Annotated in this window: 19 protein-coding genes; 8 read left to right on the forward strand and 11 right to left on the reverse strand. The window is 68.0% G+C overall.

Annotated features, from left to right (window positions below; genetic code table 11):
- Positions 1 to 17: 17 nt before the first annotated feature.
- From VPA02S_RS22730 to VPA02S_RS22735, 3 genes are all read right to left on the reverse strand, one after another.
- Positions 18 to 392: a hypothetical protein gene (locus tag VPA02S_RS22730; protein WP_021008789.1), complete on the reverse strand. Its 375-nt coding sequence runs from the start codon at positions 390 to 392 to the stop codon at positions 18 to 20.
- Positions 393 to 446: 54 nt separating this feature from the next.
- The gene (locus VPA02S_RS31545; protein ID WP_015866884.1) at positions 447 to 611 is read right to left on the reverse strand and encodes a DUF1328 domain-containing protein; all 165 of its coding nucleotides are present in this window, start codon (positions 609 to 611) and stop codon (positions 447 to 449) included.
- Positions 612 to 802: 191 nt separating this feature from the next.
- On the reverse strand, positions 803 to 2,122 hold the full coding sequence (locus VPA02S_RS22735) for a CHASE3 domain-containing protein (protein ID WP_015866883.1): 1,320 nt from the start codon (positions 2,120 to 2,122) through the stop codon (positions 803 to 805).
- A gap of 131 nt (positions 2,123 to 2,253) precedes the next feature.
- On the opposite strand from VPA02S_RS22735, the gene VPA02S_RS22740 reads away from it, so the two are divergent.
- The gene (locus VPA02S_RS22740) at positions 2,254 to 2,886 is read left to right on the forward strand and encodes a response regulator (RefSeq protein WP_015866882.1); all 633 of its coding nucleotides are present in this window, start codon (positions 2,254 to 2,256) and stop codon (positions 2,884 to 2,886) included.
- Between the two features lie 28 nt (positions 2,887 to 2,914).
- On the opposite strand, the gene VPA02S_RS22745 is transcribed toward VPA02S_RS22740, so the two are convergent.
- The gene (locus tag VPA02S_RS22745; protein ID WP_015866881.1) at positions 2,915 to 3,328 is read right to left on the reverse strand and encodes a response regulator; all 414 of its coding nucleotides are present in this window, start codon (positions 3,326 to 3,328) and stop codon (positions 2,915 to 2,917) included.
- Between the two features lie 233 nt (positions 3,329 to 3,561).
- On the opposite strand from VPA02S_RS22745, the gene VPA02S_RS22750 reads away from it, so the two are divergent.
- Positions 3,562 to 5,571: an AsmA family protein gene (locus tag VPA02S_RS22750; RefSeq protein ID WP_062365689.1), complete on the forward strand. Its 2,010-nt coding sequence runs from the start codon at positions 3,562 to 3,564 to the stop codon at positions 5,569 to 5,571.
- 13 nt (positions 5,572 to 5,584) lie between these two features.
- Here the strand turns inward: VPA02S_RS22750 and VPA02S_RS22755 are convergent, their stop codons facing one another.
- The 3 genes from VPA02S_RS22755 to gpmA form a co-directional block, all read right to left on the reverse strand.
- Positions 5,585 to 6,340, reverse strand: a complete 756-nt coding sequence (locus VPA02S_RS22755) for a HesA/MoeB/ThiF family protein (RefSeq protein ID WP_062365692.1) — start codon at positions 6,338 to 6,340, stop codon at positions 5,585 to 5,587.
- A gap of 34 nt (positions 6,341 to 6,374) precedes the next feature.
- Positions 6,375 to 7,817 carry a S41 family peptidase gene (locus VPA02S_RS22760; RefSeq protein ID WP_026284207.1) on the reverse strand — a complete coding sequence of 481 codons (1,443 nt, stop codon included), beginning with the start codon at positions 7,815 to 7,817 and terminating at the stop codon, positions 6,375 to 6,377.
- 104 nt (positions 7,818 to 7,921) lie between these two features.
- Complete coding sequence (gene gpmA, locus VPA02S_RS22765) at positions 7,922 to 8,665, reverse strand: 2,3-diphosphoglycerate-dependent phosphoglycerate mutase (protein ID WP_015866877.1); 744 nt, start codon at positions 8,663 to 8,665, stop codon at positions 7,922 to 7,924.
- Between the two features lie 105 nt (positions 8,666 to 8,770).
- Between gpmA and VPA02S_RS22770 the strand changes: the two genes are divergently transcribed.
- The 6 genes from VPA02S_RS22770 to nadA all read left to right on the forward strand — a co-directional run bounded on the left by VPA02S_RS22770 (position 8,771) and on the right by nadA (position 13,141).
- Positions 8,771 to 9,154, forward strand: coding sequence for a rhodanese-like domain-containing protein (locus VPA02S_RS22770; protein WP_370880715.1), 384 nt, complete (start codon positions 8,771 to 8,773; stop codon positions 9,152 to 9,154).
- A 21-nt stretch (positions 9,155 to 9,175) separates the two neighbouring features.
- Positions 9,176 to 9,436 (forward strand): glutaredoxin 3, encoded by a 261-nt coding sequence (gene grxC, locus VPA02S_RS22775; RefSeq protein WP_015866875.1) that lies wholly within the window; start codon positions 9,176 to 9,178, stop codon positions 9,434 to 9,436.
- Positions 9,437 to 9,564: 128 nt separating this feature from the next.
- The gene (secB, locus tag VPA02S_RS22780; RefSeq protein ID WP_015866874.1) at positions 9,565 to 10,029 is read left to right on the forward strand and encodes a protein-export chaperone SecB; all 465 of its coding nucleotides are present in this window, start codon (positions 9,565 to 9,567) and stop codon (positions 10,027 to 10,029) included.
- A 24-nt stretch (positions 10,030 to 10,053) separates the two neighbouring features.
- On the forward strand, positions 10,054 to 11,067 hold the full coding sequence (locus tag VPA02S_RS22785; RefSeq protein WP_062365694.1) for an NAD(P)H-dependent glycerol-3-phosphate dehydrogenase: 1,014 nt from the start codon (positions 10,054 to 10,056) through the stop codon (positions 11,065 to 11,067).
- Positions 11,068 to 11,129: 62 nt separating this feature from the next.
- Positions 11,130 to 12,008 (forward strand): carboxylating nicotinate-nucleotide diphosphorylase, encoded by an 879-nt coding sequence (nadC, locus tag VPA02S_RS22790; protein ID WP_062365696.1) that lies wholly within the window; start codon positions 11,130 to 11,132, stop codon positions 12,006 to 12,008.
- An 8-nt stretch (positions 12,009 to 12,016) separates the two neighbouring features.
- Positions 12,017 to 13,141, forward strand: coding sequence for a quinolinate synthase NadA (nadA, locus tag VPA02S_RS22795; RefSeq protein WP_062365698.1), 1,125 nt, complete (start codon positions 12,017 to 12,019; stop codon positions 13,139 to 13,141).
- A gap of 124 nt (positions 13,142 to 13,265) precedes the next feature.
- Here the strand turns inward: nadA and VPA02S_RS22800 are convergent, their stop codons facing one another.
- The 4 genes from VPA02S_RS22800 to panB are packed head-to-tail and all read right to left on the reverse strand — an operon-like array spanning position 13,266 to position 16,041.
- Positions 13,266 to 13,628, reverse strand: coding sequence for a 6-carboxytetrahydropterin synthase (locus tag VPA02S_RS22800; protein ID WP_015866870.1), 363 nt, complete (start codon positions 13,626 to 13,628; stop codon positions 13,266 to 13,268).
- A gap of 17 nt (positions 13,629 to 13,645) precedes the next feature.
- A complete protein-coding gene (gene queE, locus VPA02S_RS22805) occupies positions 13,646 to 14,284 on the reverse strand; it encodes a 7-carboxy-7-deazaguanine synthase (protein WP_062365700.1) in 639 nt (212 codons plus the stop codon).
- Positions 14,281 to 15,132, reverse strand: a complete 852-nt coding sequence (gene panC, locus VPA02S_RS22810; RefSeq protein WP_062365702.1) for a pantoate--beta-alanine ligase — start codon at positions 15,130 to 15,132, stop codon at positions 14,281 to 14,283. The genes queE and panC overlap by 4 nt, the downstream gene beginning before the upstream one ends.
- Before the next feature lie 15 nt (positions 15,133 to 15,147).
- On the reverse strand, positions 15,148 to 16,041 hold the full coding sequence (panB, locus tag VPA02S_RS22815; RefSeq protein ID WP_062365704.1) for a 3-methyl-2-oxobutanoate hydroxymethyltransferase: 894 nt from the start codon (positions 16,039 to 16,041) through the stop codon (positions 15,148 to 15,150).
- Between the last annotated feature and the right edge of the window lie 30 nt (positions 16,042 to 16,071).

The following is a 16,071-nucleotide window of genomic DNA, read 5'->3' on the forward strand; positions in this document are numbered from 1 at the left end:
GCCTTCAGCGGATCAGATCAATAGTCGTCCCGGCGGTTGCGGCTGGCCAGCACGATGAGGGCGGTGATCGCGGCGCCGGCGGCGGCCGCAATCAGCACCGATCGCACGGGCTGGTCGGAGATGTAGCGTCCGGTGACGTCGGCTGCCTGTTCCAGCCGGCGCTGTGCGCGCGCGCTGGTGGTGGAGGCGGCGTCGAGGCCGCGCTGCACGGCCTGCTGCACGCGTGCGGCCAGTTGTTCGACCGCGGGTTCCGCGTCGCGGCGCAATTCGCGGACCTTCTCGCCGGCCGCATTCACCGCGTTCTGTGCATAGGCCCGGGTCGTTTCCACCGCATCGTTGGCGGTCTGGCGGGCCTCGTCGGCAAGTTGCGAGGGAGTCTTGGTCGTGTTCATGAATCTTTCCTTTCCGGGGAGATGAATTGCGGGAGCCTGTGGATCGTACCTACGCTACTTGCGTCGTAGCAAGCCGGCCAGGAAACTGGCGATGGCAAGCACGGCGAAGATCACGAAAAGGATCTTGGCGATCCCTACCGCGCTGGCCGCAATGCCACCGAAGCCGAACACGGCGGCGATCAGTGCGATGACCAGAAACACCACTGCGTAATACAACATGTGGACTCCTTCGAGGCTTCGCTCGTTGTTTGGAAATTGCGCGTCCAAGAGGAAATGAACGGCACGTGGCCAACCTTAAGTGGACCCCCCTGCGAGGGGCTGTCAGCGGCTGGGCGCGGGGAGCGTAGGAGATGGCCGAGTTCCTTGCGCGCCGATCCGTGCAGAAATACCGCAGGGGTGCCGGCAAGCGCTCAGAGCGTCTTCGCGATCGGCAGCATGGCGCTCACGCGGGTGCCGCGGCCCGGCGTCGACGAGATCGTGAGCCTGCCCCTGGCCGCCTCGACCCGGTGGCGCATGCCGGCCAGGCCGTGCGTCGACGGACGGATGCGCTGGGGGTCGAAGCCCTTGCCGTTGTCGGCCACTTCAACGACCGCGTGGTTCTCGTAGTTCTTCAGCACGATCGTCGCTTCGCTGGCCTCGGCGTACTTGCCGATGTTGGTCAGGCTCTCCTGCACCATGCGGTAGATCGTGAGCTGGCGCGATTCGTCCATGGCCACCGGTTCGAGCACCATCTGGACCTGGATGCCCGAGCGTTCGGCGAACTCGCGCCCGAGGATCTCGAGCGACGCGACCAGCCCGAGGTTCGACAGCGACGACGGCCGCAGGTCCTCGATGATGCGGCGCTTGAGCGCGATGCCGCTGTTGAGCAGCTCGGTCAAGTGCTGCAGCCGCTGGGTGGCGTCGGGCGCCTCCAGCAACCGCGACTTGAGGCGTGCCACGTCCAGCTTGGCGGCGGTCAGCAGCGAGCCGAGTTCGTCGTGCAACTCCCGCGCGAGATAGCCGCGCTCGGTTTCGCGCACGTCCTGCAGGTGCGTGGCCAGTTCGGCCAGCGATGCGGTGCGTTCGCGCACTTCGTCTTCGAGCGCATTGCGCTCGCGCTGCAGTGTTTCCTGCTGGCGCTCTCCGATGGAGCGCAGCGCGTGCGCCTGCCGCAGGTACAGGAAGAAGGCAAGGAACGCGGCAAGCGCGACGATGGCGGTGCCGATGCGCGCGAGCCGCAGCGACTTCATCACCTGGATCTGGCTCTGGTGCAGGGTCTGGTTGCTGATCTCCGCCAATTCGCCGGCGGCCTTGCGAATGGAATCCATTTCCTCGCGCCCCACGTCCGTCGTGATGACGAATTTCCAGGCCTCGTCCTTGCCGTCCTGCCGCAGCCGCACGCTCATGTCCATTTCAGCGATCTTGCGCAGCACATGCTTCGAAAGCTCCGCCAGCCGCGTACGCTCGGCCGGGCGTTCGGCGTACAGTTGGCGTAGCGCCGCAAGGTGGCCGTCGACCTGCTTGACCGCCGTGTCGTAGGGTTGCCGGTAGCTGGCTTCGCCCGTCAGGAGGTAGCCTCGCTGGCCGGTTTCGGCATCGAGCATGTTCTGCAGGATCTGGTTGAGCGTACCGCGCACCTTCAGCGCCGCGTCGATGTCTGCCAGGGCGCGGCTCGACTGGCGGTAGCCGGCCTCGTTGATCCCAACGAGGGCCAGCGCGGCCAGCGCCGCGAGCAGCAGGCTCACGGCCATTTTTGGAGGGGCTAGCCAATGCATGAAACTTTCGAAGGTGCTTTCAACACAAGTTCGTGAATAATTGACAACAAGCAGGGGACCGGCATGCTGCGGCTTGCGCAGGCGCGGCACAACGAAGAAAGTAACAGATGATCAAAATTGGAATTGTGGACGACCACGCCATCGTCAGATCTGGCCTCAGGCAGTTCTTCTCCGAACACGTCGATTTGCGCGTGGCCGGCGAAGCCGCCAGCGGGCGCGAGGCCATCGAGCTCGTGCGCACCACCGAACTCGACGTGCTGGTGATGGACCTTTCCATGCCGGGGCAGAGCGGCATCGACGCGCTCGCCATGATCCGCGCCAAGGCGCCGGACGTGGGCATCCTCATCCTGAGCGGCTATCCCGAAGAGCACTACGCGATGAATCTCATCCGCCAGGGTGCGAGCGGCTACCTCAACAAGGAATGCGATCCGATGGAGATCGTCAACGCCATTCGCACCATCTCGCTCGGCCGCCGCTACATCACGCCGGCCGTGGCGGAGCTGCTGGCACGCCAGCTCGACCGCAAGGACGATGCCGCGCCGCACGAGCAGCTGTCGGAGCGCGAGTTCCAGGTGTTCCTGAAGCTCGCCAAGGGCGAGACGGCGGGCGACATCGCCAAGACGCTGTCGCTGTCGGTGAAGACCGTGAGCACCTACCGCACGCGCCTCATGGAGAAGATGAACCTGTCCTCCAACAGCGACCTCACGTACTACGCACTGAAGAACAAGCTGATCGATTGATGGAAGCAGCCGCCTTGCGGCTTTTTCTTCAACCGGTGCCGCCGGTGCCGCTGGTGGGGCGGTGAGCCACCGCCTCCAGGATGCAGAAGTCGACCAGCGCGTCGATCTCGTTCGACTTGTCGAACACCGCATCCACGCCGAATTCGGCGCAGCGCCGCCGGATGTCGGGCGTTGCGTAGTTGCTGAGCACCACCACCTTCTGGTTCGCCCGGCGTGAGGTGCAGGCCTGCAGCACGCCCAGGCCGCTGCCCTGCTTGAGGAAAAGGTCGACCACCGCCAGGTCCCACTCCTCGCTGTGGTCGTGCAGCCACTGCCTCGCATGGGCCTCGGTTTCGGCAAAGCCGACCACCGTCGTGCAGGTGAGTTCTTCCAGGGTGCCAATGAGGTTTTCACGGATCGTGAGGTTGTCTTCGACGATGTAGGTCTGCAATCTTGTCTCCATGCCGAACCGCGCTTCCTCTGACGTTGGCAGGTGTCTTCGACGCCCCGCTGGCGAATGCCTGCACACCGGAAATTTGTGGCGCCGCCGACGAGCATCATGCAAGTTTCGGAGGAAGGGTGTTGTAGGCGCGTTCTGACGAAGGCGCTGGCGGGGCCCCTCCGTAGGCATTGCCTCACGGTTTCTGCGGTCCATTGCCGACCCGCGATGCACTGCGGCCGATATATCCCGTCGGCATGGCAACGAACGTCCTTCGCGACCGGCCGCTCTGGCTCAAGCTGCTTGCGGCTTTCGTGCTGCTGCTTGCCGCACTGGCGGTGCTGCTGGCGTTCTTTCCGTGGGACACCTTGCGCGGACCGGTCAACCGCTACGTCAGCGAGAAGACCGGGCGCAAGTTCGAGATCACGCGCCGGCTCGACGTGGGCATCGGCCTGCGCGGCGCCACCGTCAAGGCCGACGGCATCGAGTTTGCCAATCCGCCCTGGGCTCGCGAGCCCTACCTGGTGAAGGCCGAGCGCGCCGAGTTCGACATCCGGCTCTGGCCGCTCGTCTCGCGCAAGGTCGTGATCCCGCGCCTGGCGCTGTCCTCGCCCACGCTGGGCCTGCAGATCGAGCCGGACGGACGCCGCACGTGGGCGCTCGGCAAGGACACCTCCGATGCCGGCACCGTGCCCGTCATCGGCCTGATGCAGGTCGACAGCGGCGCGGTCGACTTCCTGGCCACGCACCTGGGCGTCGACCTGCATGCGGACGTGAGCTACGACACCAGCCGGGGAACGCTCCCGCTCAGCTACCGCATCAAGGGCCGCTACAAGGGCCAGCCGCTGACGGCCGAGGGCCGCACCGGCAACGTGCTGCAGCTCAAGGCGGCCGGCCAGCCGCCGTTCCCGCTGGAGGTCGATGCCGCGGCCGGCCAGACACGGCTGAAGGCCTCGGGCACGGTGACCGACTTTGCCGACCTCGACGGCATCCAGGCCACGTTCGACCTCAAGGGCCAGACCCTCGGCGCGCTGTTCCCGCTGCTGGGCATCGCGCTGCCGGAAACCTCTCCCTATGCGCTGAGCGGCGAGTTGCGCAAGCGCGGCAAGCTGTGGGAAGTGGCCGGGCTCAAGGGCCGGCTCGGCCTTTCCGACATTGCCGGCGACATGCGCTTCGACAAGGCCGGCCAGGTGCCGCACCTGGCGGGGGAGCTGCGCTCCAAGGTCATGGACATGGACGACCTGGGCCCGCTCATCGGCCTGCCGCCGACCGAACGCTCGGCCAAGGCGGTCGAGGGCGTCGCGCCGCCGCCCACTATCAAGGCGAAGCGTGCCCCGGGCGCCAAGGTGCTGCCCAGCGCCAAGCTCGACTTCGAGCGCCTGCGCGCCATGAACGCCGAGGTCAAGTACACGGCCGACCGCATCCGCAACGTGCGCGACGTGCCGCTCGACCGCGGCAGCGTGCAGGTCAAGCTGAACAACGGCGTGCTGACGCTCGATCCGCTCGACCTGGGCGTGGGCGGCGGCAAGCTGGCCGGCGCGATCCGCATCGACGGCGCGAAGGATCCGGCCGACATCCGCGCCTCGCTCGACCTGCGCGGCATGCAGCTCGCCCGGGTGTTTCCGAAGCTGGAGACCACGGGCAACAGCGTGGGCCGGCTCGACGGCCGCATCAACCTGTCGGGCGCCGGCAATTCCGTGGCCAACTGGCTCGGAGGCGCTTCCGGCGACGTCGCGGTGATTTCCGGGCGCGGCCAGTTCGGCAACCTGCTGCCGGTCTTCGCAACGCTCGTGGGGGGCGACATCATCAAGTTCCTGCTGCGCGGCGACCGCAACGTCGAGCTGCGCTGCGCGGCCATGGCCTTCGACGTGAACAAGGGGCTGATGACCGGGCGCACCCTCGTGCTGGACACGACCAATGCCGTGTTCTATGCCACCGGCCAGGCCAACCTCGCGACCGAAACGCTCGACTTCGTGGTCCGCCCGGAGCCCAAGAGCAAGAACATCCTCTCGCTGCGCACGCCGCTGGTCATCGGCGGCACTTTCGGTTCGCCAACGGGCGGCGTCAAGGTGGTCCCGCTGGCAGGGCGCGGCCTGGCGGCGCTCGCGCTGGGCACCGTCAACCCGCTGCTGGGACTGGCCGCGACCATCGAGACCGGACCGGGGCAGGATTCGGACTGCAAGGGCGTGCTGTCGGAAGCGAATCGCCCGACCCCCGGAGCCCCCGCCAAGGGCGCCGCTCGGGCCAAGGGCGCCCGGCAGCCTTGAGAAGGGCGCTTCTTCAGGCCGGGCGCTGCGCGCACACGCTGCAGTGCGGATCGCGCGCGATCTTCAGCGTATCGAAGGCGGTGCGCCGGCCGTCGAACATCAGGAGCTTGCCTGCCAGCGAGGGCCCGATGCCCGCGAGCAGCTTCAGCGCTTCGCTGGCCTGCAGCGTGCCGATGGTGCCGACCACCGGGCCGAACACGCCAAGCACCGCGCAGCGCGTTTCCTCGAAGGCCGCGTCGGGCGGAAAGATGCAGGCATAGCAGGGGGACGCCGGGTCGCGCGTGTCGTACACGCTCAGCTGGCCGTCGAAGCGGATCGCGGCGCCCGCCACCAGCGGCTTGCCATGCGCCACGCAGGCGCGGTTGACGGCGTGCCGCGTGGCAAAGTTGTCGCAGCAGTCGACCACCACGTCCGCGGCCGCGACCAGGCGCGAAAGCAGCGCCTCGTCGGCGCGCAGGGCGTGCGTCTCGATGGCAATGTCGGGGTTGATGGCGCGCATGGCCTCGGCGGCCGATTCGACCTTGAGCCGGCCCACGCGGTCGTTGGTATGGGCGACCTGGCGCTGCAGGTTGGTGAGATCGACCTCGTCGTCGTCCACAAGGGCAATGTGCCCGACGCCGGCGGCCGCGAGATACAGCGCAACCGGGGAGCCCAGGCCGCCCGCGCCGATCACCAGCGCGTGGCCGGCACTGACGCGCGCCTGCCCGTCGATGCCGAACTCTTCGAGAAGAATGTGCCGCGAATAGCGCAGCAGGTCGTGATCGTCCATGCGCGCTCCGGGCCGCCTTGGTGGCAGCGCGGCTTCAGTTTTCCTTCTTTTCTTCCTTGTTCTCGACGATGACCTGGGTCTTGCTCACGAGCACCGGCTGGCCCTTGAGGCGGTTGAGCGCCTGCACCAGCGGGAAGTCCTTGTCGGTGCCGAACTCGGGCACCTTGCGGTCCTGCGGCGGCTTCTTGGCTTCTTCCTCGAGGCGCTTGCGGGCTTCGTCGCGGGCCTTTTCGCGTTCCGGGTCCTTCGTTTCGGGGCCCTGGCCGCTGGCCAGGTGCTTTTCGAGGTCGGCCTCGCGCATGCGCAGGGCGGCAAACGGGCTGCCCTCGGCGCTTTCGTCGATCAGCACGTTGGGCACGATGCCCTTGGCCTGGATCGAGGTACCGCTCGGCGTGTAGTAGCGCGCCGTGGTGATCTTGAGGCCCGTGTCCGGTCCGAGCGGGCGCACCGTCTGCACCGAGCCCTTGCCGAAGGTCTGGCTGCCCATGATGGTGGCGCGCTTGTGGTCCTGCAGCGCGCCGGCCACGATCTCGCTCGCGGAGGCCGAGCCTTCGTTCACCAGCACCACCAGCGGCACGGTCTTGAGCGCCGCGGGCAGGTTGCGCAGCGGATCGCTGCCGGTGCGGCGCTGGTAGAACTCGGGCGCCGCCTTGTAGACGGACTTGCTCTCGGCCAGCTGGCCGTCGGTCGACACCACCGTGACGTTCTCGGGCAGGAAGGCGGCCGAGATGGCGACGGCCGCGTCGAGCAGGCCGCCCGGGTCGTTGCGCAGGTCGAGCACCAGGCCCTTGAGGTTGGGCTCTTCCTTGTAGATGTCCTCGACCTTCTTCACGAAGTCGTCGACCGTGCGTTCCTGGAACTGCGACAGCCGGATCCAGCCGTAGCCCGGCTCCATGACCTTGCCGCGCACCGACTGGGTACGGATTTCCTCGCGCGTGATCGTGACCGGGAAGGTGCGGCTCTCGTCCTTGCGGAAGATGGTCAGCAGCACCTTGGTGTTGGCCTCGCCGCGCATGCGCTTGACGGCCTCGTTGAGCGACAGGCCACGCACGGCCGTGTCGTCGATCTTGGTGATCAGGTCGTTGGGCTTGAGGCCCGCGCGGAAGGCCGGCGAGCCCTCGATCGGCGACACCACCTTGATGAGCCCGTCTTCCTGGGAAATCTCGATGCCCACGCCGACGAAGCGGCCGGTGGTGCCTTCCCTGAATTCCTTGAAGGACTTCTTGTCGAAGTACTGGGAATGCGGGTCGAGCCCGGCCACCATCCCCGAGATGGCGTCGGAAATGAGCTTTTTCTCGTCGACCGGCTCGACATAGTCGCTCTTGACCATGCCGAACACCGCGGCGAGCTGCTGCAATTCCTCGAGCGGGAGCGGCGCGAGCGAGCCGCGTGCAACCGTCTGCAACGAGACGGTGGTCAAGACGCCGGCAACGGCGCCGGCGGCAACCCAGCCGGTAATCTTCAGTTTCTGACCCATCATGAGTGATTGTCCTTGTCGGCTGTCAAACCAATATACACAGCTTGGAAGCAAATTGCCTGCCGGGGTTCCACGGGGGAGCGCCGCCGAGGGGCTTTCTTTTTTCAGCCCTTGCCCTGCGAGGCCACCGCTGCGGCGGCCTTTTCGGCGGCCGCGGCGTCGCCGAGGTAGTAGTGCCGCAGCGGCTTGAGCTCGTCGTCGAGCTCGTAGACCAGCGGAATGCCGTTCGGGATGTTCAGGCCGACGATGGCGTCGTCGGAGATGCCGTCGAGGTACTTGACCAGCGCGCGGATCGAGTTGCCGTGCGCCGCCACCACCAGGCGGCGCCCGGTGCGGATGGCCGGCGCCATCGATTCGTTCCAGAACGGCAGCACGCGTGCCACCGTGTCCTTCAGGCATTCGGTCAGCGGGACCTGCTCGGGCGAAAGCTTGGCGTAGCGCACGTCGGAGCGCTCGCTGCGCGGGTCGTCGGCTTCCAGCGGCGGCGGCGGGGTGCCATAGCTGCGGCGCCAGACCAGCACCTGCTCGTCGCCGTACTTCTTGGCGGTTTCGGCCTTGTTGAGGCCCTGCAGGGCGCCGTAGTGGCGCTCGTTCAGGCGCCACGAATGCACCACGGGCAGCCAGGTGCGGTCGAGTTCGTCCAGCGTGTGCCAGAGCGTGCGGGTGGCGCGCTTGAGCACGCTGGTGTAGGCGACGTCGAAGTCGTAGCCCTCGGCCTTGAGCAGCCGGCCGGCCTGCTTGGCCTGCTCGATGCCGGTTTCGGTCAGGTCGACATCGGTCCAGCCGGTGAAGCGGTTTTCGAGATTCCAGGTCGATTCGCCGTGGCGGATCAGTACCAGTTTGTGCATGTGGGAAGCCTTTGGCAGCGCTTGGGAAAACCAGCATTCTAAAATCCCGGGTTTGCCATCCAAGGAACCCCCGTGAAATTGATCGAATTCGTCACCGCGAACTGGATGCTGATCCTGATCGCACTCAGCTCGGGTGGCATGCTGGCCTGGCCGCTCGTGCGCGGTGCCGGCGGCGGCACGCTCACGGCCCAGGGCGCGGTGCACCTCATCAACCGCGAACGCGCGGTGCTGGTCGACGTACGCGAACCCGAGGAGTTCGCCACCGGCCACATGATCGGCGCCAAGAACGTGCCCCTGAACCAGCTCGAGGAAAAACTGACCGGCGCGGTCAAGAACAAGGGGGTGCCGCTGCTGCTGGTGTGCGCCACCGGCGCCCGCGCCCAGCGCGCCGTGGCCATGGCCAAGAAACTGGGCTACGAGCAGGCCCAAGCGGTTTCCGGCGGCCTCAAGGCCTGGAAAGAGGCTAACCTGCCCGTTGAAAAAGCCTGAGGCTTCCCCAAGGTAAAGCGTATGCAAGCCGTCAAGATGTACACCACCGCCTTCTGCCCGTACTGCGTTCGCGCCAAGCAGATCCTCAAGTCCAAGGGTGTCGAGGAGATCGAAGAAATTCGCATCGACAGCGATCCCGCGGCCCGCAGCACCATGATGGAGATCACCCAGCGCCGCACGGTGCCGCAGATCTTCATCGGCGACACCCACGTGGGCGGCTGCGACGACCTGGTGGCGCTGGACGGCCGCGGCGGCCTGGTGCCCCTGCTCCAAGGCGCCTGACACACAAAGCAGCCGGGCGTCACGGAAGTGGTCCGGCCGCGGGGCGATAATCGCCTGCTCATTCATCTGCAGCCCGCTGCGGGAAGCTCTCCCCGGCGGGCATTGTTTTGATCCTCGAAAGTTCAGCCATGGCCGACCAGCAAGCCCAAGATCCCGTTTTCCAGATCCAGCGCGTCTACCTCAAGGACCTGTCGCTCGAACAGCCCAATTCGCCCGCCATCCTGCTCGAGCAGGAGCAGCCCACGGTCGACATCCAGCTTGGCGTGGACGCCCAGCCGGTGGCCGAAGGCATCTTCGAGATCACCGTGTCGGCCACCGTGCAGACCAAGATCCAGGACAAGACCGTGTTCCTGGTCGAAGCCAAGCAGGCCGGCATCTTCGAGATCCGCAACCTGCCCGAAGACCAGATGGGCCCGATCCTGGGCATCGCCTGCCCGCAGATCGTCTATCCCTACCTGCGCGGCAACGTGGCCGACGTGATCCAGCGCGGCGGCTTCCCGCCCGTGCACCTGGCGGAAATCAACTTCCAGGCGATGTACGAGCAGCAGCAGGCGCAGGCCGCCGGCCAGCCCTCGCCGATCGTCACGCAGTAAAGCCGGCACAGCGCCGCAACGCCGATGAAGATCTGCGTTCATGGCGCCGGTGCCTGGGGCACGGCGCTGGCTGTCAATGCGGCGGGCCGCCACGAGGTCACGCTCTGGGCGCGCGATGCGGCCCAGGCCGAGGCCATTGCCAAGGCGCGCGAAAACGTCCGCTACCTGCCCGGCCTGGCACTGCCGCCCGCACTCACGGTGCGCGCCGGCGACCTGCACCAGGCCCGGGCGGGCGCCGAACTCGTCGTGGTGGCCACGCCCATGGCCGCGCTGCGCCAGCAGCTCATCGCCTTGCGCGGCACGACCGCGCCGGTCGCGTGGCTGTGCAAGGGCGTCGAACCCGCGCTCGATGCTTCGTCTCCCGCCTCCTACGGCCTGCTGGCCCACGAAATCTGGGGGCAGGTCGCGCCTGAACTGATGGCCGGCGTGCTCAGCGGCCCGAGCTTTGCGCAGGAAGTCGCCGAGGGCCGCCCGACGGCGCTGGTGGCCGCAAGCCCCCATGCCGCGGTGCGCGACGCGCTGGTCCAGGCCTTCCACGGCCCGGCCCTGCGCGTCTATGCCAATGACGACATCGTGGGCGTGGAGGTCGGCGGTGCCGTCAAGAACGTGCTGGCCATTGCCACCGGCCTCTGCGACGGCCTGGCGCTGGGGCTCAATGCGCGCGCGGCGCTCATCACGCGGGGCCTGGCCGAAATGACGCGCTTCGGGCTGGCGCTCGGCGCGCGCGCCGAAACCTTCATGGGCCTTTCCGGCCTGGGCGACCTGGTGCTCACGGCCACCGGCGACCTTTCTCGCAACCGCAAGGTGGGCCTGCTGCTGGCCCAGGGCCAAACGCTGGCGCAGGCCGTCGCTTCGCTGGGCCATGTCGCCGAAGGCGTCTATTGCGCACGCACCGTGGTGCAGCGTGCGCGCGGCCTGGGCGTGGAAATGCCCATTGCGGAAGGCGTGGTCGCGCTGCTCGACGGCCGGCTGAGCCCGCAGGAGGCGGTGGCCTCGCTGACCGGCCGCGATCCGGTGCCCGAGTCGGTGCGGCCCTAGAGGCGTCCGGGCCGCATGCCATGACCATGAACTACACACAAGACTGAAGAGACAAGACAGCCATGAGCCCTCGCTTTGATTTTTCGGCGCCGGCCGTGGCCGCGCTGGCCCAGGCCGATGCCGCCCGCGCCCTGCAGGAAGACGTGGCGGACGGCGACCTGACCGCCTCGCTGGTCGACCCCGGCCGCCGCGCCCATGCCCGCGTGCTGGCGCGCGAGGCGGCCGTGCTCTGCGGCGCGCCCTGGGTCGAAGCCACCGTGCGGCAGCTCGATCCGCAGGCCCGCATCCGCTGGCTGTGCGGCGAGGGCGAGCGCTGCGCGGCCGACCAGACCGTGCTGGAGATCGAGGGCACGGCGCGCGCACTGCTGACGGCCGAGCGCACCGCGCTCAACTTCCTTCAGCTGCTGAGCGCGGTCGCCACCAAGACGGCGCTTTATGCCGACGCCGTGCGCGGCACGCGCGCGAGCATCGTCGACACCCGCAAGACGCTGCCGGGCCTGCGCCTTGCTCAGAAGTACGCGGTGCGCACGGGCGGCGGCGTGAACCACCGCATCGGCCTTTACGACGCGGTGCTCATCAAGGAAAACCACATTGCCGCGGCCGGCGGCGTGGCCGCGGCGCTGCGTGCGGTGGCGCCGGCGGCGCAGCGCGCGGCCTTCGTCGAGGTCGAGGTCGAAACCCTGGCGCAGCTGCGCGAGGCACTCGAGGCGGGCGCGCGCATGGTGCTGCTCGACAACATGGACCTGCCGACCCTGCGCGAGGCCGTCCGCATCAACGCCGAAGCCGGCGAGGACCGCAAGGCCGTGCTCGAAATTTCGGGTGGCGTGACGCTCGAGGGCCTGCGCACGCTGGCCGACACCGGCGTGGACCGCATCTCCGTCGGTGCGCTCACCAAGGACGTGAAGGCCACCGACTTTTCGATGCGTTTCCAGGAAGGCTGAGCGCGTCCATGGCTGCCCCTTCTTTCGTCATCGACGTCGACTACGAACAACCCGCGGCAGGCGCCGGCGCGGCCTGCGACACGCGCCACGCCTGGGCCCGCGTGCCGCCCGAGCCCTCGCAAGATGAGCGCATCGCACTCAAGGAGCGCATCCGCCGCCTGCTGCGCGAGCGCAATGCCGTGATGGTGTCGCACTTCTACGTGCATCCCGACCTGCAGGACCTGGCCGAGGAAACCGGCGGCATCGTGAGCGATTCGCTCGAGATGGCGCGCTTCGGCCGCGACCATGCGGCGCAGACGCTGGTGGTGTCGGGCGTGCGCTTCATGGGCGAGACCGCCAAGATCCTCTCGCCCGAGAAGCGCGTGCTCATGCCCGACCTGGACGCCAACTGCTCGCTCGACCTGGGCTGCCCGGTCGACGAGTTCAGCGCCTTCTGCGACGGGCACCCCGACCGCACCGTGGTGGTCTACGCCAACACCAGCGCGGCCGTGAAGGCGCGCGCCGACTGGCTCGTCACTTCGAGCTGCGCGCTCGACGTGGTGAGCGCACTCCATGCGCAGGGCCGCAAGATCCTCTGGGGCCCCGACCGCCACCTGGGCGACTACATCCAGCGCCAGACCGGTGCCGACATGGTGAGCTGGAACGGCGCCTGCATCGTGCACGACGAGTTCAAGTCGCTCGAGCTCGAGCTGCTCAAGAAGGCGCACCCAGCCGCGAAGGTGCTGGTGCATCCCGAATCGCCGGCCGACGTGATCGCGCTGGCCGACGCGGTGGGCTCCACCTCGGCCATCCTGAACGCGGCGCAGCGCATGGACGCGAGCGAATTCATCGTTGCCACCGACACCGGCATGCTGCACAAGCTGCGCACGCTGAACCCCGGCAAGACCTTCATCGAGGCCCCCACGGCCGGCAACGGCGCCACCTGCAAGAGCTGCGCGCATTGCCCGTGGATGGCGATGAATGGGCTCGTGGAACTGGCGAATGCGCTGGAAACGGGCGCGGGCGAAATCCACGTCGACCCGGCGCTGGGGCTGCGCGCGCGCGTGCCGATCGACCGGATGCTGGCGTTCACGGCGGGGCTGAAGAAGGGGCAGGCGCCGGGGAGCCTGGTGGCGGGCATCGGCGCGGCCTGAGGTTTTGTTCCCTCTCCCTCCGGGAGAGGGTTAGGGTGAGGGCCTGGGCCTCACAACATCGCGCGGCCTTCGCTGCCGCTCACCCTCACCCCAACCCTCTCCCCGAGGGGAGAGGGAGCGAGACTCAGAACTCCAGCGTACAACTGTCCCCCAGCGCCTCGCGCCACACGCGCACGCGCGCGAGCGAGGGCCTGAATTCCGGCAGCGCATCTGCAATGAACAGGCACAGGTTCTCGAGCGTCGGCGGATGCAGCCCCGCCACGTCGTCGAGCAGGTGGTGGTCGAGCTGCTCGCGCACGTCGCCGAGCCGGCGGCGCAGCACTCCCAGGTCGACGACCATGCCTGTGACGGGATCGCGCTGGCCCGCGAGCCAGACTTCGGCGTGGTAGGTGTGGCCGTGGATACGGCGGCTGCCTTCGGCTTCGATCTCGCGCTTGAGCGTGTGCGCGGCGTCGAAGAAAAAGCGTTGGCTGATGGTGAATCGCATCTGAAAAATGTCCGCGCTCAGCGGATGCCGGTGATCTTGTGGGTCTGCACGCTGAGGCGCCACGCCGGATGGCGCATGCATTCGGCAATGCACAGCTCGGTGTTGGCTATGCGGTCGGGCCCGTCCATCGGCTGCAGGAAGCGGTGCGTGAACTCGCCGGTGCGCGCCATCGTGTCGAGATCGAATTCGGTCTGAGGCCACACCAGCTTGAGCTCCTGCCCGCGCTGCTGCACCCACGGCGCGCCGGCCTTGGGGCTGATGCAGAGCCAGTCGATGCCCTCGGGCGCAGCGACCGTGCCGTTGCTTTCCACCGCGATGCGAAAGCGCCGCGCATGCAGCGCATCGACCAGCGCGGCGTCCACCTGCAGCAGCGGCTCGCCGCCGGTCAGCACCACCAGCCGGTGCTCGGCGTCTTCGGCCGGCCATTGCGCGGCGATGGTGTCGGCCAGCAGCTCGGCATTCTTGAACTTGCCGCCCAGCGTGCCGTCGGTGCCGACGAAATCGGTGTCGCAGAAACGGCAGACGGCCGTGGCGCGGTCTTCCTCGCGGCCGGTCCAGAGGTTGCAGCCCGCGAAGCGGCAGAACACGGCCGGCATGCCGGCCTGGCCGCCTTCGCCTTGCAGGGTGTAGAAGATTTCCTTGACGCTGTAGGTCATGAGGGCATCGCGTCGATTTCGAGGTTGTCGATCAGCCGCGTGCCGCCCAGCCGCGCCGCGGCCAGTGCCACGAGCGGCTCGCCAGCCAGATTGGCGGAACTGGGCGCCTGCAGGTCGGAGCGGCGCCGCAGCACAAGATAGTCCGGTTGCCAGCCGCGCTGCGCCAGCGCCTGCATTGCCCGCGCTTCGATCGCGGCCAAATCGCGCTCGCCGGCTTGCACCGCCTGGGCCATGGCCTTCAGCGCCTTCGAGAGCTGCACGGCCTCCACGCGCTCGGCCTCGCTCAGGTAGCCGTTGCGCGAGGACAGCGCGAGCCCGTCCTCCGCGCGGAAGGTCTCGCTGCCCACGATCTCGATCGGCAGCGCGAACTGCCGCACCATGTGGCGGATCATCATGAGCTGCTGGTAGTCCTTCTTGCCGAACACCGCCACGCGCGGCTGCACGCACTGGAAGAGTTTCATCACCACCGTGCACACGCCGACGAAGAAGCCCGGGCGGAAATGGCCTTCGAGGATGTCGGCGAGTGCCGGGTCCGGGTGCACCTTGCAGGTCTGCGGCTCGGGGTAGAGCGCCTTTTCGTCGGGCGCAAAGAGCACGCCGCAGCCGGCCGCGCGCAGCTTCTCGCAGTCGCTGTCCCAGGTGCGCGGGTAGGTGTCGAAATCCTCGTGCGGCAGGAACTGCAGGCGGTTCACGAAGATGCTGGCCACGGTGACGTCGCCCAGCGGCTTGGCCTGCTTCACGAGCGCGAGGTGGCCCTCGTGCAGGTTGCCCATGGTGGGGACGAAGGCGGGGCGCTCGAAGGCGGCCAGGTGGCTGCGCAGCTCGTCGATGGTGCGTGCGATGTACATGTCTCGGTTCCTTCCTTACCAGGCGTGGAGTTGGTCGTCGGGGAAGCTGCCGTCCTTGACGGCCTGCACGTAGGCCTCGAGGGCGGGCAGCACGCCCGGCGCATCGGCCATGAAGTTGCGCACGAACTTCGGCATCTTTCCAAGGTTGATGCCCAGCATGTCGTGCAACACGAGCACCTGGCCGGCGGTGCCCTTGCCGGCGCCGATGCCGATGGTGGCGCAGTGCTTGAGTTCGGCGGTGAGCTCGGCGGCCAGCGCGGCCGGCACCATCTCGAGCACCAGCATGGTCGCGCCCGCGTCCTGCAGCGCATGCGCCTGCTGCTTGAGCAGCGCGCCGGCGTCGCCCTTGCCCTGCACGCGGTAGCCGCCCAGCGCATGCACGGTCTGCGGCGTCAGGCCCAGGTGCGCGCACACCGGAATGCCGCGCTCCACCAGGAAGCGCACCGTCTCGGTGGTCCAGCCGCCGCCTTCGAGCTTGACCATGTGGGCGCCGGCCTGCATCAGCACCGTGGCGCTGCGCAAGGCCTGCTCGCGCGATTCCTGGTAGCTGCCGAAGGGCAGGTCGGCAATCAGCCAGGCCGTGCCCTGCACACGGCGCAGGCCGCGCGAGACGCTGTCGGTGTGGTAGCGCATGGCGTCCAGGCTCACGCCCACGGTGCTGTTCAGGCCTTGGCAGACCATGCCGAGCGAGTCGCCGACCAGCAGGCAATCGATGCCGGCCGCGTCGGCCATGGCCGCAAAGGTGGCGTCGTAGGCCGTGAGCATCGAGATCTTCTCGCCGCGCGCATGCATGTCGGCCAGGCGCGGCAGGCTCAGGGGCTTGCGCGAGGCGGGCAGCGAGGCCGGCGGCAGCGTGCCGTAGGGCGAGGCTGGCGTGGTTTCCGGCGGTGGGGTGGTGGTGTTCGACATGGTTGGGTTTCTCCCTGCGGGCGTCGGTGG

The organism is Variovorax paradoxus NBRC 15149 (genome assembly GCF_001591365.1).
Classification (GTDB): domain Bacteria; phylum Pseudomonadota; class Gammaproteobacteria; order Burkholderiales; family Burkholderiaceae_C; genus Variovorax; species Variovorax paradoxus.